The organism is Chachezhania antarctica (genome assembly GCF_003646465.1).
GTDB lineage: Bacteria > Pseudomonadota > Alphaproteobacteria > Rhodobacterales > Rhodobacteraceae > Chachezhania > Chachezhania antarctica.
In genome coordinates this window covers 22,027-45,796 of sequence record NZ_QZEX01000010.1, presented here as the reverse complement: position 1 = coordinate 45,796, position 23,770 = coordinate 22,027, and the positions used below count along the sequence as shown (strand labels likewise).

Below are 23,770 nucleotides of genomic sequence, written 5' to 3'. Positions count from 1 at the left end.
CGCATGATCATCCTCGACACGAATGTCATCTCCGAGCTTTTGCGCCCGGCCCCGGAGCCCAGGGTCGAACACTGGTTGTCGGCTCAGGACGGGCTCAACGTCTACCTGACCTCGATATCGGAGGCGGAGCTGCGCTACGGCCTCGCGATCATGGGGAACGGCAAGCGCCGCGCTGCGCTGGTTGATGCGGTGGATCGCATCCTGCGCGAGGACCTGGCCGGGCGCATTCTGCCCTTCGACAGCAACGCCGCGCAGTCCTGCGCCACCATCGCCGCCGCACGACGGTCCGCCGGGCGACCGATCGCCCAGGCCGATTGCCAGATCGCATCCATTGCCCACGCTTGCGGCGCCACCGTTGCCACACGCAATACGCCTGACTTCGAGGGTTGCGAGATCGACCTGATCAACCCCTGGACTGCCGCATGAACGCCGTTGAAATCGAACAAGCCGTTACCGAACTCGCCGAGCAGTCTTTCGACGCGGCCGACTTTCCCTATGCCTTCCTGATCGCCTTCGGCAACAAAGAGACGACGATCAAGCGTCTGCGCACCGGCGCGTCGAACAAATCAGACATCGGCGGCGTCCTGCAGACCAACAACATCCATCTTGCGACCTGCGCGCCGGGCGACATCGCGGCGACCCTGACCGCCCTTCGCGACAGCCCCGCGACCACCCGCGCCAAGGCCAAGTTCATCCTCGCCACCGACGGCATAGACCTCGATGCCGAGGACATCACCACCGGCGAAACCATCGCCTGCCGCTACTCCGATTTCCCCGACCATTTCGGCTTTTTCCTGCCGCTCGCAGGTATCTCCACCGTCAAGCAGATCCGCGAAAGTGCGTTTGACATCCGCGCCACCAGCCGCCTCAACCGGCTCTATGTCGAACTGATCAAGGACAACCACGACTGGGGCAGCGCCGAAAAACGCCACGACATGAACCATTTCATGGCGCGGCTGATCTTCTGCTTTTTCGCCGAAGACACCGACATCTTCGTCAGCGACAACCTCTTCACCGCCACCATCGACCAGATGGCGAACCGTGACGGGTCGAACACGCACGAAGTCATCGGCGAGATCTTCCGTGCGATGAACACCGCCATCCCCAAACGGGCCGAGGCCAAGCTGCCCCGCTGGGCCGACACCTTTCCCTATGTGAACGGTGGCCTCTTCTCGGGCAGCACCGATGTGCCGCGCTTTTCCAAGATCGCGCAGCGCTACCTATCCCATATCGGCAGCCTCGACTGGACGCAGATCAACCCCGACATTTTTGGCTCGATGATCCAGGCCGTCGCGGATGAGGAGGAACGCTCGGTCCTCGGCATGCACTACACGTCCGTGCCGAACATCCTGAAGGTGCTGAACCCGCTCTTCCTCGATGATCTCCGGGCAGAGCTGGAGGCGGCGGGCGACAACGCGCGCAAGCTGGCCAATCTGCGCGCCCGCATGGCCAAGATCCGCGTCTTCGATCCCGCCTGCGGCTCGGGCAACTTCCTTGTCATCGCCTACAAGGAAATGCGCGCGCTGGAATACGAGATTAACAAGCGCCGGGGCGAGCCGCTGCGCCGCACCGACATTCCCCTGACCAACTATCGCGGAATCGAGCTGCGGGATTTCTCGGCCGAGATCGCGCGGTTGGCGCTGATCATCGCGGAATACCAATGCGACGTGACCTATCGCGGCCAGAAAGAGGCGCTGGCTGAATTCCTGCCGCTGGATGCGCAGAACTGGATCACCTGCGGCAACGCCCTGCGGCTGGACTGGCTGTCTGTCTGCCCGCCCACGGGGACGGGGGTGAAGTTTCAGGCCGATGACCTGTTCATGTCGCCGCTGGATCAGGCGCAGATCGACTTCGTGAACGAGGGGGGCGAGACCTATATCTGCGGCAACCCTCCATATCTGGGGTCCAAATGGCAGAGCACGGAGCAGAAAGAAGACCTTGGGCGCATTTTCGAGGGACGCACGAAAAGCTGGAAGTCACTCGACTATGTTGCAGGCTGGTTCATGAAGGCCGCCGATTACGGGCTGCATACGCCCACCGTATCGGCCTTCGTGTCCACCAATTCGATCTGTCAGGGGCAACAGGTGCCGATCCTCTGGCCGTTGATTTCCAAGACAGGGCACGAAATCGCCTTTGCCCATACCAGTTTCAAATGGGCAAACCTTGCCAGCCACAATGCAGGTGTGACTGTTGTGATAGTTGGTATTTCAAATCATTCGGGCGCGGTGCGCAAGCTGTTCACGCTTGCTGAGGATGGCGGAGCGGTCGTCAGAGAGGCCGACAACATCAATGCCTATCTGGTGACCGCTCCAAATGTGGCGATCACGATGCGCTCGAAACCCGTTGATGACCGCGCAATCATGCAATTTGGCAACCACCCCTACTACGGGGCGGCGTTAATCTTTTCGCGCCAAGAAGGGCGAGAATTGATTGAAACTTATCCGAGGGCCTCACACTTTGTTCGACCTCTGTATGGCTCAAAGGAGTTCATCTCGGCCGCGCCTCGCGCCTGTCTCTGGATAAAGGAAAAAGACCGTTCAGCGGCAGAGTCAGTTCCGCCGATCGCCCAAAAAATGGCGGAGGTTGCCAAGGCACGACAGGCCGCCAAGCAGGACAAAGCCGCCCAGAAACTCGCTGAAACACCATATAGGTTTCGAGATCAGGTTACGGCGGAAAAATCAGTTATGGTCGTTCCGCGTGTCAGCTCGGAGAACCGGCCATACCTTCCTGTTGGCGTCTTGGCCCCTGAGAGTATCATTCAAGAAAAGTCCTTCGCCCTCTACGACGCCCCGCTCTGGAACATGGCGCTGATCGCCTCGCGTCTGCATTGGGTCTGGATCGGCACGGTTTGCGTGCGGATGCGAACCGATTTCAGCTATTCCAACACCCTCGGCTGGAATACCTTCCCCGTCCCAAAGCTGACCGAAAAAAATCGCGCTGATCTGACAGCGGCGGCCGAAGGCATCCTACTGGCGCGCGAGGCGCATTTCCCCGCCACCATCGCCGACCTCTACGACCCCGAAAAAATGCCCGCCAACCTCCGCGCCGCGCATGACCACAACGACGAGGTGCTGGAACGCATCTACATCGGCCGCCGCTTCCGTAACGACACGGAACGGCTGGAAAAACTGTTCGAGATGTACACGAAGATGACGACGAAGGTGAGCGTATGAGTAACTTCAATAGCATGACGCTGATGGCAGCGGGCGAGATGATTGCTGAAATGTCAACGCAAGCCGCGTTCTCGTCTCTTGTTTTAGGGTGGGGTGTCGAGGAATTCTGTGGCTCTGGATCGGGCGCTTCGAAGGCCAATGATTTAGTTAGGTTCGCCAAAAGCAGTATGGGACGGCGTTCTGTTCCGACGGTAAATGGGAACAGCGACCTAAGCAGAGCCATGATTGAGCATGCAATTACGGCATCCGAGCAGAGCAAGCGCAACAAGCCAGATGTCTGGTTGCGTCTTGTTGCTGGTCTGAAAATGGATGGCTTCGAACTTGTGGAAGAGGAGGTGCCAGACCCAATGGGCAGATCTTCCATTTTCGATGACGCTCCAAGGGTCATTATACAGACTGTTCTCAGGCGGATGCTGCCTGAGGATGTCCCTGAGACAGATTTTCGAGAGGCGACCAGCGAAATTGAGGCCTTACTTGGTCGGCACGGGTTTGGCGTCGCCAAGGGGCATTTGGATCAAGCGGTTCAGAACTTTTCGCAAGGGAACTGGTCTTCCGCCAACGCGATGATCAGAGATTTCTATCAGGAACTGCTGGACAAAATTGCGGAGTATTTTGGATGTAATCCTAAGGTTAGTGATGACGCGAAGAGGCAATACCTTGCAGATACAAAATCGGGACCATTCCTACTTCACGAATACAATGAGTGGGAGAACGACAGAGGCAAACCCGCGTACGTATTGGGGTTGTGGGCAAGATTGCATCCGCACGGCAGCCATCCGGGTCTGTCAGATGAAGAAGATTGTGCTTTTCGGTTTCAAATAATCCTGATCACAGCCCGTATATTCTTAAGACGTTTTGATAAGCGGGTGAAAGGTCAATGATCAAAGGTTTTCCCTCCATTTCGATTATTTATGCCACCAACGATAGTCCGGCTAAGCCGAACGATCCGGGTCGGCGGGCAATACAGGAATGCGCCTACGAAAAACGCTGGTCGGGCGAGATGGGTCAGAAAGTGAAAACATCATGACCCTTGACCCTGTCATGAGTGCGGAACGCACTCGCAGGCTGGTGGACGATCTGCGCGCCAAACCAGCGGAAACCACATGGATCGAGTTCAAGGAAAACAATGCTGACGGACCGTTGATCGGCAAGCTGATCTCGGCCTTGTCCAATGCCGCACGTCTGGCCGATCAGCACTTTGCCTATGTGGTTTGGGGGGTGCGAGACGGTGATCATGCGGCTGTCGGCACGGTTTTTGAGCCGACAGTGAAGAAGGAGAAGGGGCAGCCGCTCGAACTGTGGATTGCGAACCACCTGTCGCCAAGCATCGAGTTTCGTTTCGAAGAAGTCGATCACGATGGGGGGCGCCTGATCCTGCTGACCATCCCCGCCGCCGCAACCGCCCCGGTAGAATTTGACCGCACAGCCTATTTGCGCATCGGCAGCGCCACGCCGCGCCTCTCCGACCATCCGGAACGCCTGCGTTCCCTCTGGGCCAAGTTGCAGCCCTACGCTTGGGAGACAGGGGTCGCGGCGCAGTTCCTAACCGGCGACGACGTTCTTGAGCGGCTGAATTACGCCAACTACTTCGATCTTACGGGCCAGCCCTTGCCGGATAACAGGCAGGGGATCTTCGACAGGCTATTGGCGGATCGCCTGATCCAGAAAGATGTAAGCGACCGTTGGAACATCACCAATCTGGGTGCAATCCTGTATGCCAAGAAACTTGCCGATTTCGGCCCCTCTGTAGAGCGCAAAGGCGTCCGTTTCGTGGCCTATGCCGGCACCGGACGTGCAGATGACGTGAGCCACCGCCAGGATGGCCAGCGCGGCTATGCAGCGGGTTTTCAGGGGCTGGTGGACTATATCGACGGCCTTCTGCCTCGCAACGAACTGATCGGAAAAGCATTCCGCGAAGAGCGACCACTTTATCCGTCGATCGCGATCCGCGAATTGATCGCCAACGCATTGATCCACCAAGACATGACAATCACCGGTGCAGGACCACTCATCGAGTTGTTCAGTGATCGCATGGAGATCACGAACCCGGGCGCCCCCTTGGTTAGCCCCGACCGGTTTTTGGACTCGCCGCCGCGTTCCCGAAATGAAGCCCTTGCGTCGTTGATGCGGCGGATGAAACTTTGCGAAGAACAAGGCACCGGCATCGACAAGGTGATCTCGGCGGTTGAGCTACACCAGTTGCCACCACCGGATTTCCGCATGGAGGGAGACGCCGTGCGCGTGGTTCTGTTTGCACCACGCCGCTTTGCGGACATGACACCGGAAGAAGCCGTGCGAGCGTGTTACCAACATGCCGCGCTCAAATACGTAGGCGGTCAAAAGATGACGAACGCGACACTTCGGGAGCGGCTTGGCATCGACGACCAGAACGCTGCGCAGGCATCGCGGGTTATTCGCGCAACGCTGGATGCTGATCTGATCCGTCCTGCGGATGCTGAACGCCCTCGGGCCGGATATGTCCCCTCATGGGCGTGACAGGGACAACATTTGATCGGGTTTTGATTGTGCGTATGTGGGCTAGAGGGCGTAAATTGGAAAATACATATAAATCATACTGTTACGATAGGCAGGGTGCGGTATCGCTACTTGATCGGGTTTTGATTGCCTGCCCCAAAGCGAATGATTCCGCGCCCCTCAGAAGGAAAACATCATGACACAGCAGGTTCCTTCCGTCTCTGTCAATTACGCGGCCAATGGAAGCTCGACCAAATCGAACGAGCTTGGCATGCGCGAAATGCAAGAGGGTGCCTATGAGAAGCGGGGCGAGCAATACCTGCTGATCAAGTCGCCCCCGGCCTCGGGCAAGAGCCGCGCGCTGATGTTCATCGCGCTCGACAAGCTGCACAATCAGGGCCTGCGCCAGGCCATCGTCGTGGTGCCGGAAAAGTCCATCGGGTCCAGCTTCAACGACGAGCCGCTGAGCAAGTACGGCTTCTGGGCAGACTGGACCGTGCAACCGCGATGGAACCTATGCAACGCTCCCGGCGGGGATGACGGCAAGGTCGGCGCTGTCGGCAAGTTTCTGGCGAGCGACGACAAGATTCTGGTCTGCACCCACGCGACCTTTCGGTTCGCCGTGGACAAGTTCGGGATTGAAGCGTTTGATGATCGGCTCATCGCGGTAGACGAGTTTCACCACGTCTCTGCCAACCCTGATAACAAGCTGGGCACGCATCTGGGCGCACTGGTCGCGCGCGACAAGGTGCATCTGGTTGCGATGACCGGGTCCTATTTCCGCGGCGATGCCGAAGCCGTTCTGTCGCCCGAAGATGAGGCAAAGTTCGATACCTTTACCTATACCTACTATCAGCAGTTGAATGGTTACAAATACCTCAAGACGCTCGACATCGGGTATTTCTTCTATTCCGGGTCCTATGCGGACGACATCCTCAAGGTTTTGGATCCGACCGAGAAGACAATCCTTCACATCCCGAACGTGAACTCGCGCGAAAGCACCAAGGACAAGCATCGCGAGGTCGAGCATATCATTGACGCCCTGGGCGATTGGCAGGGAGCGGATCCCATCACAGGCTTTCAGCTGGTCAAGACGCCCGACGAGCGAGTCTTACGCATCGCCGATCTGGTGGACGACGAGCCATCCAAGCGTGACAAGGTTTCCGCCGCGCTGAAAGACTCCACGCAGAAGAACAACCGCGATCATGTCGACATCATCATCGCCCTGGGTATGGCGAAAGAAGGGTTCGATTGGATCTGGTGCGAACACGCCCTGACGGTGGGTTATCGCGCCAGCCTGACGGAGATCGTGCAGATCATCGGCCGCGCCACCCGCGATGCCGAGGGCAAGACCCGAGCGCGGTTCACCAACCTTATCGCGGAGCCCGACGCCGCGGCCGAAGCCGTGACCGAGGCAGTCAACGATACACTGAAGGCGATCGCTGCAAGCCTGCTGATGGAGCAGGTGCTGGCCCCACGTTTCAACTTCACGCCCAAGACCGTGAAAAGTGGCCCTGTCGAAGGGTTCGATTACGGCGAGGGCGGCTATGACCCCAACAAAGAGAACGTTGGCTTCAGCGAGGCCAGCGGGCAGTTCCAGATCGAAATCAAAGGTCTGGTCGAACCCAAGAGCAAGGAAGCCAAGCGCATCTGCCAAGAGGACCTCAATGAGGTGATCACAGCTTTCGTTCAGGACAAGACTACGATCGAACGGGGTCTCTTCGACGAAGAGCTGGTGCCGGAGGAACTGACGCAGGTTCGCATGGGCAAGATTGTCGGTGCCAGGTTCCCAGAGCTAGATGCAGAGGATCAGGAAGCGGTGCGCCAACACGCAGTTGCTGCGCTGAACCTGACCCAAAAGGCGAAAGAGATCGCGCTGTCGAACCGCGATGACACAGAAACAACCGGCAATACCGCCTTGATCGACGGGGTGCGCAAATTCGCAATGGACGTGCGCGAACTCGACATCGATCTGATTGATCGCATCAACCCGTTCGGCGAAGCCTACTCGATTCTGGCAAAGACGATGAGCGAGGAAAGCCTTCGGCAGGTCCAGGCCGTCATCTCGGCGAAAAAGGTGCAACTGTCACCGGACGAGGCGCGAGATCTGGCGAAACGCGCCGTCAAGTTCAAGCAGGAGCGGGGCCGTCTGCCTTCCATCACATCGCCTGATCCGTGGGAGAAGAAAATGGCCGAAGGCGTGGCGTATCTCGCGCGCATGAAGCAGGAGGCTGCCAATGGCTAAGGGTTTCACGGACGAAGACGACGCCCTCCTTGCTGAGCTTGGCGTCGAGGTCGAGGTCAAGAAGCAGCTCAGCCGCACACCACGCGAAGAACGCATCATCGCAGGTTTTGAGGAAATCTTGCGATTTGCAGATGAGCATGGCCGGCCTCCCCAGCACGGGGAGGATCGTGATATCTTTGAACGCCTCTACGCCGTGCGTCTTGATCGGATCCGCGACTTGCAGGAATGCCGCGACCTCCTTGCCCCACTCGACGAGCAGGGTCTCCTAGCAAACACCCCTGCGCCCTCAGCATCAGACTCCGATGACCTCGATGACGATGCCCTCCTCGCCGAACTGGGCGTGGAAGTTGCTAAATCACCCCTCACGGAATTGAAGCATGTCCGGTCAACAGCCGAGAAAAAGGCCGCCGATGAAGTCGCAAACCGCGAGAAATGCAAGGATTTCGCGACGTTCAAACCCTTGTTCGAGCAGGTCCAGAAAGAACTGGATAGCGGCTTGCGCGAAACTCGCCCGTTCGAGATGAAAGCCGAGATCGAGAAGGGACGCTTCTTCATTGTCAGCGGTCAAAAGGCCTATGTCGCCGACAAGGGCGAGACCATCACCAACGAGCAAGGTCGCACGGATGCGCGTCTGCGGGTGATTTTCGACAACGGGACCGAGAGCAACATGCTGATGCGCTCGCTTCAGCGCGCGTTGAACAAGGACGACGCCGGACGGCGGATCACCGATCCATCGGCAGGGCCACTTTTTTCCGATCAGACACTCGACGGTGATGAGGCGAGCGGGATCATTTATGTGCTTCGCAGCAAATCCGATCATCCACTTGTGGCCGAAAATCGCGAACTCGTACACAAGATCGGCGTCACCAATATGAGCGTTGAAAAGCGGATCGCTGGCGCACATCTGCAACCAACGTTTCTGATGGCGAACGTCGAGGTGGTTGCGACTTATGAACTCTACAACATCAATCGGACAAAACTGGAGAACCTGATCCATCGCATCTTCGAGCCCGCGCGGCTCGAGATCGAGATCATGGATCGCTTTGGTAGGCCCGTGATTCCGAGAGAGTGGTTTCTCGTGCCAATATTCGCGATAAAGGATGCAGTTGAACGGATCAAGGACGGGACGATTTCGGGCTATGTCTATGACCCGAAACAGGCGCGATTGGTATCTGTCTCATAGCTGGCGCATGGCAGAACAGCACAGCCACATTCGATTTCCAGATCATCCCCTCGCCTTTGCGTCCGAAGAGCGCGCCCGACCACCAAAACGTGTTTTCTTTGGCTTTGCCCTCGCGGCTTCTGCGTATCCCTGTAGCGCGCCTGTGTAGGTCTGCACCGCAGTCTCGAATTCCTTGTCGCCCATGGAGATCGCCGCGGGTGCTGCAGGTTCTGAATGCTCGAGGGTGATTTTCTTCGGCCTGTTCGAGACTGGCGCTGCAGCAGGAGGATAGGGCAAGGAATGCCCCTGCCGTGCTTTGTCGATCTCCTCAAAATGCCGGTCCGCATAGTAGCGGATGTGATCCGCCTTGATGGGATATTGCCCCTCGGGCAGGACAAGGACCTTGTCGAGCGGGAAACGCAGCAATTCAGCGGGGGATACCAGCGCCCGTTCTTCCGAGCGACGGCTGATATTTGCACTTTCCGAGAGCTTGCGCACGGTTGCCTGTGATCTGGTCTTGCCCACGATCGTGCGCTTGCCGAGGGCTGCGGACAGCACGTCGGCGGTGCGATCATCCTGCGGGGTCATGTAGATCTGCACACCCGCACCGGCCTGCAGCGCGCGGCGGTCGGTTTCGCCATAGATGCCCTCAAGACCGGGGATCGACTGCGAGATGATAAAGAGCCGCCCGCCATAGGAGCGGATCGTCTTGATGCTCTGCAAGACCAGGGGTTGTTTGCCCAGTTGGTCGAATTCATCCATCAGGAACATGACGGGATGTGCCTCGTCCGGTCCGGGATGCGCGCGCTGCAGACATGCGATGGCATCGGCGAACAGGAGCCGGATCAGGGGGGCCAGTGTTTTCAGGTGCTCCGGCTGCACGACAATATAGAGCGACTGTGGCTCTCGTCGGAACGTCCCGAAGTCGAAATCGCTTGCCTGTGTCGCCCGGTCCACCGCCGGATCGAGCCAGAGCTCCAATCCGGCACCGCGGATCACACTGACATAGGAATCGAGAATCTTGTCCACTTCGTCGGCCATGCTCAGGAAAATCTCTGCCACCACCGGGTTTGCAGTCTGCATCGCGGCCCGTTTGTAGAATTCCTTTTTGTTGCCGCCGCCAGTCATGATCCGCAGCGCCTCACCGATCGTCGGCTTTCCGGTCTCGATGGCATAGAGGCAAGACGCCACGAACAGGCTGCGTCCGGCCTGGAAAAAGCTCTGCGCGTTCACGCTTTCGACGATGAGGAACAAGTCCGCCATGGTGTTGACGGCGGTGTATTGCTGCTCGGGGCTGGGCAGATCGGCAATGCGCTGGAGAGGATTGAACCGGTGCGTGCGGGTCAGGACGGGCCCGTTCTTGCCCTCGGGCTGAACGTAGTCATAGGGCGAAAAGTACCAGACCTGATTGTTCAGCGCCTTTTGGCGGTGGATGGATGTCTTCTCGAAATTCTCGCCCTTGACGTCAAGGATCACGGCACTGCCCTGGAAGTGCAAAAGGTTCGGCAAAACGAAGCCTACCCCTTTGCCCCGGCCCGTTGGCGCGATCATCATTGCGTGTGGGAAGCGATCTGGCGTGGCCGACACGAAAGGCGCGCGGGACGCAGGTGACCCGAGCTTGCCGAACAGAAAGCCGTTCTGGGAAAGAGACGCAGACATACGGTTGCGGCGGAGCTCGGGACGCGACTGGAAATGCGCATCATCATAATCGGTGAGCGACCCGCGATGAACGGATGTAGCTCCTGTCGCCGCCAGAAGCAGGGCAGGAAGTGCCGTGATGAGCCACGCAGTATGTTCCACCGCAGGGTTTGCCTTGACCCGTGGATCAGACAGATTGAGCAGCCAAAGTTCGAAAATATCGAACCCACCCAGGTCTTCGCCAAATCGAGCCATCAGATAGAGCGTGGCGATCGCGGCACCGATCCAGGTGCCAACACCGAGACCGAGCAGGATGGCGATTGGATACCGCCAACGGCTTTCCATTGCATGCAGCATGTTTTGAATCCTCTAGAGGCCGTAATCGCCACTGGTATCGTCCCGGTCGCGCCCCCGCTCCTCGGCGCGCTCGAAAGCCTCGATCCGGGTCCGGTAGGTGGCGGCTGGTTCGCTGTCGCGCCCGGTAATGTCATCACCCGCATCCACTGCGGCGATGGCCTTTAGCTCCGAGAACACGGCTTGTCGCAGACCGGGGTCTTCGATGCGGTCCATGAGCGGATCGATCCGGCCAGCGGCCAGCTGATCCATATCCCCGTCGCGCAGGTCTTGCCGCACGTCGGAGATCAGCTTGTCCAGCGTGGCGATGTCGGCAAGGCGACTGCCCTGCCCCGCGTCAAGAATATCCTGACGCGCCAGATCCGCCAAAAGATCACGATCCATGTGCAGCCCCGCAAAAACATCACGCGCGCGCGCCTGCAGGTCGCGTTCGAGCCCAAGCCAGTCCGAGCGCTCCTGGGCGTCCACTGGGCGTGAGGCTTCGAGTTGCGCCTCGCTGCGATGGGGTGCGGTGAAACGGGCAGCGACTTCTTCGATGCTGCTGCCCGCCTCCTCGAATCGTGCCTCCATCGGTGCCAGAACGCGCGCCAATTCCGCTCTGAAACGACCCAGTGCAGCATCCGCCTCAACGACGAGCGGATTGCCCTCCTCTGCTGCCCGTGCTGCCAGCCCCGCAATCCCCTGAACTCTGTAGGGATCGCGCTCGGGCGACACCGATGAAGAATGATCCGCAAGAAAGTCGCGGCCCAGAAGCCTGCCCATTTCGCGGGCCTTCCCCGCAAAGAGCTGTTCCAGTTCGACCTTTTCGGCACCGGGAGCCATGTCCTGAATGGCGCTCCACGCGGTGTCGGCTTCCGCTTGCAATGTCTCGCGGGCGGCGATCAGACGACCGATCACATCCGCTCCGGCAGCGGGGATATCAACCCCTTCGGCAAACCCTTCTTTCACCGGCATTCCTTTCATCAAGTTGGTGGCGGCAAGCTCCGCGCTCTCCGCGATGCGCCCCATCCATCCATTCGGAGGGGTGTCGGCCTCCAGGCCCATCCCCGCAAGTTGCGCCAGCTGCCGATACCCCTCGGCGTGCCTGCGCATCTCGGCCTCTCGCAGAACGCGGCTTGCAGGATCCAGCGGGGCAACCACTGGCTCCCGCCCCTCCTTGCGGGCCGCCTGCAAATCAGTGTCCCTCGGGGCGTTTTCCATGATGCCACGCGACAGACGGGAAGAGGCGTTCAGTACCAGCCCGTGCTCGCCCGCGATCTGCGCATGCAGCTCGCGCATCATGTCATAGCTGATCTCGGAATGGCGGCTGATCGAGAGGAACTTGCCGTCCTCCATCCCGACCTTGTCGACAAGAACATGGGCATGCACATGGTCTGTGTTGCAATGGAGGGCCGCCACATACCGATATCGATCCCGGTAATCCCCGCCGAACACCTCCTGCGCCCATTCGCGCGAGATGGCTTCCGCCAATTCCGCCTCGGTTCCCTTGGGAAAGGACAGGATGATGTGATCGGTGTGACCCCGTTTCGGCGCCCCGCACCAGGAAGCACTCCAATCGGCAATGATATTTTCCATGCCGCGCTCGCCAAAGGCACGATCGATGCCGATCTGGTTTGACCAGGCTGCGACCCGCGCCTCGTCGCGCAGAATGTATTTCATCTGTCGGCGTAACTCTTTTGGCGAATGACACCCGCCCGTGCCGACCCGCTTCACCACGCTTTGCGGCACCCGCAGCGCGTTCCAGGACATTACCGCAACTGCCCCGCCGGACGTGCCACGCCGACGGCCCGACGATACGCGCGCTTCGCCTGCCATGGCTGCAGACCGCCGCCCCACATGAGGCAGAATCTCGCCCAATACCGCCTGCTGGAGGGTGCGTGTTTCAGCCATCGCGCTGCCCCTCCCCAACGTCCCGAAAATCGGACACCCGGACGAAGGACCCGCGCAGCGAGGCCGCGCGCAAAGCCTGCACGGCCCGGGCAACCTCTTCGGCCCGATCCGCAAGCCGACCGACCATTGCCGCGTCGCGCGCGTTCCACCGCAGCTTGCCCGCATGGGCAAGCTTCAGCATCTGGACAAGATTGCGCGCCAAGGCATTGAGCTGATTGGCCGACGCCTTGAGCGCCGTGACCTCGTCCCGGCGAAACGCGACAATGCCGGATGAGAGACGGATCATGTGCCGGAGCAAACCCGACGTGGTCATGCCAGTCTCAGCCACAAGCGCCTCGAATGCTTCGGCCTCACGGGCGGACACCCGAACCTGCAGCACGCGGCCCTTTGTGGTTCGATCCGTCACCACACCGCGCGCCCGCACGCGGGCGACAGTGGGTCGGGAGCAGCCAACACGCACGGCGATCTCCCCATCGCCAAGCCCTTGAGCGGCAAGCCGGAGAACCTCCTGTCGGGCTATGGTGGAGAGGCGTTTCGACATGGGCGGCAAGATTTATCATTAGATAGTTTTTGTAAACACGAAAACTCTAATGAGTCGCCGCACAAGTTTTGTCATACACAATACCGTTCCTGTCAACGTCCCTTCGGTCCGTTGTCGCACCTTCGGTGATCAGCAGGCAGGGCCTTGGCCATGCCTGCTGTAAACCCCACGCGACAACGAACAGACCGAAGGGACACCGCCTCCCCCGCGCCGCGATCCGGGACCCCGGCCCGGATCCTGAACAGGCGCGGGAATGACGTCGGCGCAGCCGACACGATATCCCTTCATTGGCGTTGAATGCTCAAAGGGGTTCTCCCGGAAGGAGAAGAAGACCTTGTGGGATTGGAACGCCTGCGCAGCACCGTGCGTATTACGTCGGCGCTGATACGGATAGTCGATGGTCAGGTGACCCGACACCTCGAAGGCTGATGGCAGCATTGGGAAATTGCCACAGCGACGCGATGGCGAAAAGGATGGACGCTGCAATCACGGTCGGCGTGAGTGACCTGCTGACCAATTGACCGAACGCGTACGCAGATGATCGCCAAAACAGCACATCGCCTCAGCAGATACACATCTGTCTGACCCAAAGGTTGAACGTCTGTATCGCGCAAGGTCTGGACGCCATCCCGAGGCATCGCCATAACGGCGCAAAATATACGTTATGGAGACATTGAATGCTTGTTGTGACGGCCATCTCCGCGAAGGGCGGTTCGGGAAAGACAACTCTCATACAGATGCTTGCGTCCGCCATGCTGGCACGCGGCCGCCGTGTGCATGTCATGGATGCGGATGCTGACAAGCAGATCCTCGAATGGGAATCAAAAAGCGCGCGCGCCGACTTCGGTGATCTGCCACGCCTTCCATGGCCCACGGGCTTGACCGTGGCCGATGCCCCCGAGACCGTTGAAGGCCTTTACCACGCGCTGGACAGCTTTGAGGCTGAAGGTGTTGATCTGGTTCTGATCGACACCCGCCCCGGCGAGCACCCCGACACCGAAACACTGGCGCTGGCCTGCGACATGATCCTGGTGCCGGCCGTGCCGGTACAATCGGATTTCGTCGCGGCCCTGAAAACCCTTACATGGGTTATACGCATGATCGAGACCCTCGGGCCGGATGACCCCGCCCCGCTGTTTTCAGCGGTATTGATGAACGCGGACAAACGCGCGATCGATTTCGTGACCGCAGGAGATGACTTTGAGCGTGATGCGGCAAGACGCAGGGTTCACCGGCAGGACCTTGAGGTTTTCGAGGTGATTTCAACCCTGCCACTTCTGCCCACGCCGGTGCCCCATCTCACTGCGATCCAGCGCATGCCGCTGACCGGACCGCTGGGATATGTGCGGGACATTTATGAACAAGATCGTCGTCATCGGTTGCAAGCGGGGCATCTTTCCTCAGCCCTGACACTGTGCAGCGATGTCCTTTGCGACATCGAGGCCATGGTGGACGCTGCCAATGGTTAGGAAGATTCCAAACCGGTCCGGGACCGCTGTCTCGAACGAAGACAGGCTGGCGCGATCGCGGCAGTTCGCCACGAGCGCCACGAAATATGCCGCATTCAATCAGAGTACGGCGGCAGCGGTCGCGACAGAAGGCCCAGCGGCAAATTCAGTGGACAAGAAAGAACCCCGGAAAGGGGAAAAGGCAGCCTCGGCTGAAACGGCGCGCATCAACCCAGGGGTATCCACCCAGCCGTTGGCGGACGATGCTTGCAGCAATAGCACCGAAGCGCAGTCTCGAACCTATTACGTGCGCATCGGGGCTGAGGATCAGGCACGGATTGATGCGCTGGCAGAACGATCTGGCCTTGACCCGGACTACGTTCGGCGTGCCTTGATCAAAGCGGTTCGCGCCCGCATGCAAAACCTGCGCGACACCGCAACCTGGCATGAGATTGCCTCCGCTGCACGACCACGCCTGGCCGAGCCCAAAGGCACTGGTGCCCCCTTTATGAAATCGATGATCAGGCTCGACGCCACCCTTGTGGCGGCGTTGCAGACAAGCATTGATGACCCTCTCAACGTCTATGGGGTGACGCAGCTGTTATCCGCCTTCGGTAAGGCGCTGCTGCACTCCGAGATCGAAGAGCTCACTCAAAAGATCAGCGGCATCGAAGCCCGGGCAGCGCGTCCTGATCCAGCGTAAAGGCATCGCGTGCGGTCACGACAGCGATCTGACCGCCCGCCTCGATCATATCGATGAGCTGTGCCCATTCGGAAGGATCAGCATCCCGTTGCGTTGCGATCCCGTCCTGCACAGAAAAGGCAGCCTGCTCTCCGGTCGCCGCGAGAAAGACAATGCGTTGTGGCGCTTTGCCATCGCTTTGACGCGACAAAAAGTACGCATGGCTCACGTTTGGGTTGTAGACACGGTCTGGGTCGCAAACTAAGAGCAAAGTCCCGTCGTTTGCAGTCGCAGCATAGGTGTCCAGACCTCGCGACAAGCCGATCTCCCACTCGGCCGCGACGGAGGATGAAGCCGCGCCCAGAAAGAGCGCAATATGTAGAGGCCTGTAAAGCAAGTTACTAAACTCCGTTTTGTGGTGGCCAAGCATATATAGGTACAGGCAGATACCTGCCACCTGATTACTGCGGCTCCGACCAAATGGAGGTCAGGAGAAGAGCATGAAGAATTATGCGGGTTACCCCGTCGAAGTCATTTGGGCGTCGGTAAACGGTGAAGACGTCGAGGTCGGCGTCGTATTCCAATGGAGCTGCGGCATGCGCCGTACCAGATGGTCCGATGACTTTGATCAGGCGGACGGCGCGAACCTGAGGTACGAGCCCTATGAGGACGCGGGATAGACCGCCTCCAGCCCTAAAATGCTCGCGAGCGACCGGAGCAGGACACGATTGTGATCCGGGGCAATGACACCGAGAGAGGGAACACGCGGGGCAGAGATCGTTGCAAAGGCGACGACGGTTTGTAACGCTACCAAAGAAGACCGATAGGAGACCCATGAGATGAAAGAGATTTTCAACGTTGGCGAGACAATCTTGCTTGACGGCGCGCCGCTTGCACTGGTGACCCCCGATGGCGTCAAGGCCTGGATCGAAGACGGCGTTCAGCACAGCTTTCGCTATGACCAAGTGCGCGATCCGCTCAGCGGCCAGATGAAATACCGCCGTCTCTACGAGAAGAACGGGTCGGATATGCCGTTCGTGCTGGTAGGCAACCCTGACAGTGAAGAAGGCGCGCACGTTATTCTGTTCGACCAGAAGCCAGACGCATAGCCCTTCTGAATCTTATGCCAGGTGGCGAAGACTAAAGCCCCTCGGCTTCGCCCGGCGGCAGCGTCCGCCTTGCAAGAGGGATGCAGACCCGTCAGGGCTGAAAGCGGATCGTGAAGGCGACCATGTGGCAAACGTCTTGGGATGGCTCAGGATGAGACAGGCCAAGACGTATTGGCACAGGAATACAGCAAGGTCAGAATTCAGGGCGGAGCCTCAGCAGCCCGGCCCCGCTTACGGGGCTTGCCCATGTCGAAACCTTCACCATTACAGTCACGCACATCGCAGCATGGAAGCCTATTTCGCAGGTGCAGCATCGTGTTCGGCCCAAACCTGTCCTTCAACCATGCCATCAATCTCGCAAACGCAGCGAACCAAAGCGGTCATCGGTGCAAGGCTCAACATCCATCCAACCACGTTCCGCCGGAGCGCGCCACTTCCGGTCATTGGTGAGCTTCACAGCAACTTGCAGAGTCATGCAATCGGTCACGATTGGCCTATTGGGTTGGCTGGAAAAGTTGCTAGTCTGGAGTCACAGAAAATAGTTGCAAGTTTTTGAAGGTTATTGATGAAAATACATGTCCAGTATCGTTTCCACCCAGTAGGCCAAGGCTTATTTTCCGCAGGGCGGCTTACCCTTGGTTCATCTTTTAACCATCATTCGAGACCGGATTTTCAATGGGTTTATGATTGCGGCACATCCTCGTCACAACGGCTGGTGAGGAACGCTCTTGGTAAGTTCCAGAGCCGCGTAGATGGACGCAGGCTAGATCTTGTTGTGATTTCTCATTTTGACGCTGACCATATCAGCGGGATGGTGAAGTTGCTCAACGATGTGGGTACGCGCACCCTCATGCTGCCTTGGGCCCCGCTTTGGCACCGGCTCGCCATCGGATATGCGCAGGGGCTCGAACCTGACGATCCCGAATTTGCGTTCTATACCGACCCAGCGCAATACTTAGTCGATCAAGCCGGTGACGGGTTCAATCAAATCGTCTTTGTGCCGTTTTCTGATGGTGACGGACCAGCTGATCCGGACGGGGGCGGCGAGCCTGACTTTGACCCTGATGGCGATCTGCCGTTGAAGATTGAAGCCGAAGCAGAGATCCGCCAGGAGAAAGGCGACCAAGACTGGATGGCCGAATGGATGTCATATCTGTCAGGCGCAAGGCATCATTACCAAATGCTGATGATGCATCCGCGTGGCACGGCGTTCATCCCTAGCCTCTGGGAATTCGTGCCCTACAACGATCCAACGACTAGGCCACAGAACGTAGCGAGGTTTGTCGAGCGAGTGAATGATTTGCGCGATGCCCTCCTAAACAGCTCCGACAATGATCGCAAGGATGCGCTACGGGAACTGAAGGATCATTACGTGCGGACATTCCCGAAGTCTCAGCTCAACGATCTTAGCCTATTCTTATATGGAGGTCCCATCGGCCATTGGCGGACCAACTGGCCGTGGTTCGAGGAAAAATTTGACGGCTCAGTTATCTATACGGGTGATGGTAATCTAAGTACGGACCATCAATGGCAGTCTTTGGTCGGATATTTGGGACACAAACGATCTTTCCAGCCGACAGTGTTTCAAGTGCCCCATCATGGCTCAAAGAACAATTGGTTTACCGGCCTTGCATCCATGATCGAACCCGGGCTCAGTATCTTTAGCTCGGATCCTGGGCATCGCAGTTTTGGACATCCGCATGCAGATGTCTTGCGTGATCTCTGGCCATTTCGACCTGTCCAAGTCGATAAAGTGAATCACTACTGGGCCCATTTTGAACTTCACCGAGACTAGGACGGCGCTGGCTATGCGCCAATCAATCTTTCAAAGATCAGGATGATATGTCTCGATTAGGTTTTTGGTGAGCTGTTCACCACGCTTTGCGATCAACTCCAAGTCTTCCTGACACATCGGATCGAAGTTCGTTGGGTAATCAAACGTCTTGTCACGCGCTACGAGGTCAGGGGGCGGACACGGCAGGGCAGCATCGTTCTGCCCAAGATACGGCAAAAGAAAACCCTTAATCTCACCGCTTTCCTTGAGACGGTGCAAGAGATCGAATGTTATTGAATGAGTCCGACGATGAATTGTGTTAATCGTCTCGATCATTCGGGACGGCCAAAAATATGGTAGCGAGGAACCATCGGGAATGCCCTGGCCTGCGACGCAGGCAATAATGAAATCAGTCTCATTCACATTCGTGCTAAAACTGCTATCGCGCTTAGGGATGAGGCAACTCGTCCCAAGGTTATCATAGACGCCGCCGTCACTGACGATTGTTCGATGCGTGGCCGTTTCACCGCGCTTTATGTAGCGCTGCTGTTCATCCAAAGCTGGAAGGATGGCTGGAAACGAGGCACTGGCCGCAACAGCTTTTGCGACTAACGTGTCTTCGGTTAGCGTTCCAAATCTCCAACATCCAGATTCCATTGAGCCATAGCGAAATGCCGATTGGGTTCTGAGCTCTGACGCGTTGATAATGATTTTCAGGTTCTGGCGTTTGACCCCCTTGAGGAGGGTTCCCTTGAAATACTCATCGTCAAGAAATCGTGCAAAGGCTGTTGTTCTGCTCGCAAATCTGGGAAGCGGTGCTTGAAGACGTAGCTTCAATGAATCCAGGCTCGCATGTTTGATGCCGACAAGCCCAAGCGCAGAAATCAGAAGCCTTGCCGACGAGCATAGCGCCGCGAGAACGCCTGATGTGAAGATCGTCCCAACGATCTTCGGCGCTTCGCCAGAAAAGAGGGTGTATCGGATGATCCCCTTTTTCAGCCCTTTGCGCAGAATAATTTGCATGCGTTGATCAAATTCTTCGAAACTATCGTCCGAGTATGCCCAAAGCGCGCCAATCACACTTCCGCCGGATACAGTGGAAAGCGTTAGGACCTGATCGAGAATGCCGCGATCATTCAAAGCCCTCATACATCCAAGATGAAACGCTGCCGCTCGCGAGCCACCGCCTGATAGCGCAAGTCCGAATTTGAAAGACTTGCTACTCATCGACACTCTCCCCAGCGGCAAGGGTAACGACTTGAAATTCATTGCGCCTGAACAGATGAAAGCGCCAGGTCGGACGCGTGGCTGCATGACCAACGATCAGCATCACAACATGACGCGGCGTCTTTTCCTGTAGATGGAGTATCTGCGCCATGGCGCCAAGATCTACCATGCTTGGCTTTGGTATGGAAACAGGATGCGTATGCCAGACTCCAACGAACTTCGTTGAGTTGCCGCTTTCTTTTGCGTGGAATTCACAAAGCGCGTGCGTCCCTTCAATGCCGCACTCAAAAAGCTCGGGAGACTTTTTGCTGTCTGGCGGCGGTCCTGTGGCCACATCAATCGAAATTATTCCCAGCGCATCATCAATTTCGCCAAGGAGGATACCCCCAGTTTCGTCCTTAGCGCTGCCCGTACGGGCGTTTGACTTGATCTCACTGTCTATCGCTGATTGCGCGCGATGAGAGAGATGGACGCGGTATCCATGATGAGCCTCGACGTGGATACTGGGTTGGCAAAGCGGGACAAGATGCGAGGACATTGAGCCGTCATCATGTGACACACGAACGAAACATGCTGTTGCCTTTGAGTCACCGCCCTCCCTCAAGGCCGAAGCTGCAAAGTTGAAGAATGAGGATGCGAAAAAGGCGATATCTGCAGCTGATCCCACGAAGGTAGGCTCGGAGCAACCTGGTTCGGGTTGAAACCCTCGCTCGTGCTGATCGAATGGCCAAAACGCTTCGGCGAAATCTGTCAAACCGCTATCAGACATTGCGGCGACTTTGGTGCGACGCAATAGGTCGGCAGGGCCAAAAGCTGAACCAGGCATGTTCAAAGTGGCGATACCTTTTGATGCATTTGCGCTGATCGCGCATCGTAGCATCGGCGGCACATCATTGTGCTTTGTCAGATCAAGCTGCAAGGCGGTGGCAACCCGTCTTGACGCCGTCGCATCGATGACAAGATCGAAATCACTGATATTAAGTGCCTCTGGCCAACCTTTTGTTAGGTTGGCGAATTCATGATCGATGTCTGCCTTTGGGTTGATCGCACGCAGCTGTACAGACAAGGCGCTTTGTTTTGAGTAACCGACTTGATAGTTTCGGAATTGCTGCCGAACAAGGATGCCAGCATTGACGGCTGAATAATCGACCAGGCGAATTTTTTCGGCTCCAGCGCGAGCGAGGTATTCACCGATATGAGAGCCGAGCGCGCCACAACCCAACAGCGCAATCTTCTTGCCAAGAAACCAGCTGGCTTTGGTGCCTTGGTCCCGACGAAAGGTAACCTCGGGACGGTTATCGTAGACGCGGCACCATTCGGTCTTGGCTTCGGTTGCCCACTCAAGAACGACCTTCCAGGCTTCCAGCGTTGCCTCGGTATTCTCTTCCAGAATTATGCCCTGGAGAGCTTTGACATACTCCGCATCCATCTTCCAGGCGCTGAGGTGCTGTCGTAATGGCTCATCCGCCGCTCTTCGCCTCATGGGCGCGCCAAGAATGAAGTAGAGCGGTTCGTTATCAGGTTGGCACAGGGCAAATATTTTCAGGATTGAGAACAGCAGATCGAAGGGAACTCCGCGAGCTTCCAGCGTCGTGATGAGTTTGCTGATCGTGTCAGGGTACTCCATCGGCATGGCCTGATTGAGCAGCACGACTGCGGCAAACTTTTCATCCTTCGGCAGCGAGCTCGGCGTCTCGGACCATTCTGAAATATCAAAGCAATGGTCATTCCGTCTGGTTAGTTTTCCTGTTCCAAGCCAGAAGGATTTCCCATCTTCAATCTCTGGCGCATCGATCTCGACCGCAAGTTTGATGTCGGAGGAAGTGTATTCAACTGGCGGGTGAAGAGGTGCATCCTCCGGGTCAAGCTGATTGCGGGCAGCATCACGCAGCCAATCGTCCAGACGTTTGATCAGGCCAAACATTCCATCCTGCGATGCCCATTCGACATCCGTTGCCTGGTACAAACAGAGGTAGTCACCCCACTGCACATGGGCGCGCCCGAGAAAGCGCTTGTGTGCGAAGTAGACCCTTGGCGGTTCCACTGGAAAATGCGGCGACACGAAAATGTTCAGCGGCTCGCGCCTTCTATAGTCGAAGCCGCCATCTTCATAAGCGTATCCGCTCGTATCAATAGACACGCGAATAACAAGAGAAAGGCCTTGGCCAGCAGGTGGCTTTACGTCAACGATATCAATCGTATCATCGCTGGCTGCCGCGATATCTTGGAGTTGGTCGAGTGCAAGTTGTTGCCCTCTCGTCGTGAAATCAGCCATACCCGACCTGTTCCGAGGGCGGGCTGTCTGATCCGCGCGCATCATCAACCGCATCGGCAAGTTTCCTTGCAGCGGCCGCTTGCGCAACTTCTGGAGCGTCTAGCGCGCCGTCGGAAACATCAAAGACCAGGGGCTCTCCGTCTTCTCCATCCTCGTGAGTGCAGAGGAAACCTCCATCAGCGATTTCTTCGTAGCGTTTCTTCGCTTTTGCGTGCGGTGGATTTTCGCCAGATGCATTCTGCAAGGGAATTTTTTCGCTGCTGGCGACAATCACGCCGCCATCAACCTGATACTCCGCCAGATCATCAAGAATATCCTGCTTGAGAACTTCTTTGTCGCCTTCCTTTTGGTACATGGCCGACTTGCTGCAATGATGCGGTGCAAGGAACACTTTCCAGGCGAGGTACTCCTCGTTGCCAGCCTCCTTGGTCTTGTCGATGATCTTGCGCAGACGCGGGTAGGCAATGTCGCCGAACAGGAGAACGCCCCCTTTGGAAGGGTTATCACCCAGAACAACCTGCATGCAAAGGCTTGTGTTGTTGCGGTCACCATCAGTTTCTTCCGCGAATGGTGCATGGATGAACGCGTTGAAGTCTCCCTCGTAATCGACACCGTCAATTTCTGTTATCGAGTTGCCAGGAACAGTCAGGCGATCTTCCGGGAAGCCGACGAAGTGATCTTCTTTGAGAAGGGCATCGTATCCGATGAGTCTGACCCGATCACCTGCGCCAACGTCACCACCTGAGTTGATCGTTTCTTGAACACGGCGCTCGGCTTCTTCTTTGAAGGCTACTGCATCATCGCACAAATCCTGATCGTTCTCGATGAAGACGCGCGGGGTAAACCAGATTTCGCCAATCGTGACGCGATCAAGCAAATCGTGGAAGCCCTGAATGTGATCTTTATCAGGGTGGGTCAAAGCAAAGGTTGAAAGATATGGTTTGCCGTTCACTGTGGGGAGGTTTTCTACGAGTTTGTCGACCAAGGCAGCATGATCATCGTCTGCATCGCCAGCGCTATGAAGATCTCGCAAGTCAACCTGCAAAACAATGCCATTCTGGACGACAACAGTTGTGCTATCCCCTGTGCCGACTGGCCAGAACATCACCTTAGGTTCATCAAACATTGTTTGCCTCAGTATTGGTCAATAATACGCACCATCGCTGACGCAACAGCTCACCAAAAGCATACTACGGATATTGCGGTTGAGGCAACATGATACAAGATGTAGGGTTAGAGAGAACGGGGATTTTCGGCTATTCCCTCTGGCTTTCCAACAGCTTCAAGGTTGATTCTGCTGGAGGCGCCTCGGTGTAGTGCGGCGGATCATCCGATCGGCCGACTGGTTTCTACGCCCAAATGAATGACTGCTTTCAGAAGGACAGGTGATTTTCGACGGGAGCGCAGCGAACGCCCGCTTGCCGCCCTGCGCGTTGCTGATGCTGCAAATGCGGATGCGAGCAAATTGCGCGCAGATGCAGCGAACGACTGTAAGGTCCCGCAAAGCCGCCCGTCACTCGGCCTTGCTGAACTCCCGCGCGAGAATTTCCCGCGCATGCGCGACCCCTTCTGGGGTCAGGCTCAACGATTTCGCCTTGTTTTTGGGATCAAAAATCAGGCCTTTCTCGAAAAGCCGGTTGGTGATGGCCCAATCGATTCCCTTCCAGACCTGATCGCCGTAATGCAGCGTCAGGCTAAGGATCGCGAGAGCCGCATCATCGATCTTGTCAGTGTCGAGTGCCATCTCCCCCTCGTTTTCCTGTGTCTGCCCGCTTTT

The 23,770-nt window shown here is 57.4% G+C and carries 20 protein-coding genes; 12 read left to right on the top strand and 8 right to left on the bottom strand.

The genetic code is table 11. From position 1 onward, the window contains the following. The first annotated feature begins 3 nt into the window (after positions 1-3). The 7 genes from D4754_RS17955 to D4754_RS17930 all read left to right on the top strand — a co-directional run bounded on the left by D4754_RS17955 (position 4) and on the right by D4754_RS17930 (position 9,076). The gene (locus tag D4754_RS17955) at positions 4-426 is read left to right on the top strand and encodes a type II toxin-antitoxin system VapC family toxin (protein WP_114295067.1); all 423 of its coding nucleotides are present in this window, start codon (positions 4-6) and stop codon (positions 424-426) included. Next, positions 423-3,173, top strand: a complete 2,751-nt coding sequence (locus D4754_RS17950; protein WP_114295066.1) for a class I SAM-dependent DNA methyltransferase — start codon at positions 423-425, stop codon at positions 3,171-3,173. The genes D4754_RS17955 and D4754_RS17950 overlap by 4 nt, the downstream gene beginning before the upstream one ends. Further along, entirely contained in the window at positions 3,170-4,054 is an 885-nt protein-coding gene (locus tag D4754_RS17945; RefSeq protein ID WP_114295065.1) for a hypothetical protein, read from the top strand. The genes D4754_RS17950 and D4754_RS17945 overlap by 4 nt, the downstream gene beginning before the upstream one ends. Continuing rightward, positions 4,051-4,200 carry a hypothetical protein gene (locus D4754_RS24095; RefSeq protein WP_162792141.1) on the top strand — a complete coding sequence of 50 codons (150 nt, stop codon included), beginning with the start codon at positions 4,051-4,053 and terminating at the stop codon, positions 4,198-4,200. Before D4754_RS17945 ends, D4754_RS24095 begins: the two co-directional genes overlap by 4 nt. Continuing rightward, positions 4,197-5,669: an ATP-binding protein gene (locus D4754_RS17940; protein ID WP_114295064.1), complete on the top strand. Its 1,473-nt coding sequence runs from the start codon at positions 4,197-4,199 to the stop codon at positions 5,667-5,669. Before D4754_RS24095 ends, D4754_RS17940 begins: the two co-directional genes overlap by 4 nt. Positions 5,670-5,844: 175 nt before the next feature. After that, on the top strand, positions 5,845-7,893 hold the full coding sequence (locus tag D4754_RS17935; protein WP_114295063.1) for a pseudomurein-binding repeat-containing protein: 2,049 nt from the start codon (positions 5,845-5,847) through the stop codon (positions 7,891-7,893). After that, entirely contained in the window at positions 7,886-9,076 is a 1,191-nt protein-coding gene (locus D4754_RS17930) for a GIY-YIG nuclease family protein (RefSeq protein ID WP_114295062.1), read from the top strand. The genes D4754_RS17935 and D4754_RS17930 overlap by 8 nt, the downstream gene beginning before the upstream one ends. A gap of 42 nt (positions 9,077-9,118) precedes the next feature. Here the strand turns inward: D4754_RS17930 and D4754_RS17925 are convergent, their stop codons facing one another. Genes D4754_RS17925 through D4754_RS17915 form a run of 3 tightly spaced genes read right to left on the bottom strand, consistent with a single transcriptional unit; the run spans position 9,119 to position 13,478 of the window. Continuing rightward, positions 9,119-11,050: a type IV secretory system conjugative DNA transfer family protein gene (locus tag D4754_RS17925; RefSeq protein WP_121066459.1), complete on the bottom strand. Its 1,932-nt coding sequence runs from the start codon at positions 11,048-11,050 to the stop codon at positions 9,119-9,121. A gap of 12 nt (positions 11,051-11,062) precedes the next feature. Beyond that, positions 11,063-12,937 (bottom strand): relaxase/mobilization nuclease domain-containing protein, encoded by a 1,875-nt coding sequence (locus tag D4754_RS17920; protein WP_163025966.1) that lies wholly within the window; start codon positions 12,935-12,937, stop codon positions 11,063-11,065. After that, positions 12,930-13,478, bottom strand: a complete 549-nt coding sequence (locus D4754_RS17915) for a plasmid mobilization protein (protein ID WP_121066454.1) — start codon at positions 13,476-13,478, stop codon at positions 12,930-12,932. The genes D4754_RS17920 and D4754_RS17915 overlap by 8 nt, the downstream gene beginning before the upstream one ends. 677 nt (positions 13,479-14,155) lie before the next feature. Between D4754_RS17915 and D4754_RS17910 the strand changes: the two genes are divergently transcribed. Together D4754_RS17910 and D4754_RS17905 are read left to right on the top strand one after the other, a co-directional pair. Next, on the top strand, positions 14,156-14,947 hold the full coding sequence (locus D4754_RS17910) for a nucleotide-binding protein (RefSeq protein WP_121066451.1): 792 nt from the start codon (positions 14,156-14,158) through the stop codon (positions 14,945-14,947). After that, positions 14,940-15,629 (top strand): hypothetical protein, encoded by a 690-nt coding sequence (locus D4754_RS17905; protein WP_114273191.1) that lies wholly within the window; start codon positions 14,940-14,942, stop codon positions 15,627-15,629. Before D4754_RS17910 ends, D4754_RS17905 begins: the two co-directional genes overlap by 8 nt. Here D4754_RS17905 and D4754_RS24090 read toward each other — a convergent pair. Then, positions 15,586-16,065, bottom strand: coding sequence for a hypothetical protein (locus D4754_RS24090; protein ID WP_162792792.1), 480 nt, complete (start codon positions 16,063-16,065; stop codon positions 15,586-15,588). The two genes, D4754_RS17905 and D4754_RS24090, sit on opposite strands and share 44 nt — an antisense overlap. Positions 16,066-16,108: 43 nt before the next feature. On the opposite strand from D4754_RS24090, the gene D4754_RS17900 reads away from it, so the two are divergent. The 3 genes from D4754_RS17900 to D4754_RS17890 all read left to right on the top strand — a co-directional run bounded on the left by D4754_RS17900 (position 16,109) and on the right by D4754_RS17890 (position 18,512). Further along, positions 16,109-16,288, top strand: a complete 180-nt coding sequence (locus tag D4754_RS17900; protein WP_114273190.1) for a hypothetical protein — start codon at positions 16,109-16,111, stop codon at positions 16,286-16,288. 159 nt (positions 16,289-16,447) lie between these two features. After that, positions 16,448-16,717: a hypothetical protein gene (locus tag D4754_RS17895; protein WP_072506879.1), complete on the top strand. Its 270-nt coding sequence runs from the start codon at positions 16,448-16,450 to the stop codon at positions 16,715-16,717. A 565-nt stretch (positions 16,718-17,282) separates the two neighbouring features. Further along, positions 17,283-18,512, top strand: a complete 1,230-nt coding sequence (locus D4754_RS17890; protein ID WP_114273189.1) for an MBL fold metallo-hydrolase — start codon at positions 17,283-17,285, stop codon at positions 18,510-18,512. A gap of 30 nt (positions 18,513-18,542) precedes the next feature. On the opposite strand, the gene D4754_RS17885 is transcribed toward D4754_RS17890, so the two are convergent. The 4 genes from D4754_RS17885 to D4754_RS17870 form a co-directional block, all read right to left on the bottom strand. Then, a complete protein-coding gene (locus D4754_RS17885; RefSeq protein ID WP_067296653.1) occupies positions 18,543-19,718 on the bottom strand; it encodes a patatin-like phospholipase family protein in 1,176 nt (391 codons plus the stop codon). Continuing rightward, complete coding sequence (locus tag D4754_RS17880; protein WP_161489486.1) at positions 19,711-21,993, bottom strand: ThiF family adenylyltransferase; 2,283 nt, start codon at positions 21,991-21,993, stop codon at positions 19,711-19,713. The genes D4754_RS17885 and D4754_RS17880 overlap by 8 nt, the downstream gene beginning before the upstream one ends. Beyond that, positions 21,986-23,119: a ComEC/Rec2 family competence protein gene (locus D4754_RS17875; protein WP_067296640.1), complete on the bottom strand. Its 1,134-nt coding sequence runs from the start codon at positions 23,117-23,119 to the stop codon at positions 21,986-21,988. Before D4754_RS17875 ends, D4754_RS17880 begins: the two co-directional genes overlap by 8 nt. A gap of 387 nt (positions 23,120-23,506) precedes the next feature. Then, entirely contained in the window at positions 23,507-23,737 is a 231-nt protein-coding gene (locus tag D4754_RS17870) for a DUF6429 family protein (RefSeq protein WP_067296651.1), read from the bottom strand. Positions 23,738-23,770 lie beyond the last annotated feature (33 nt).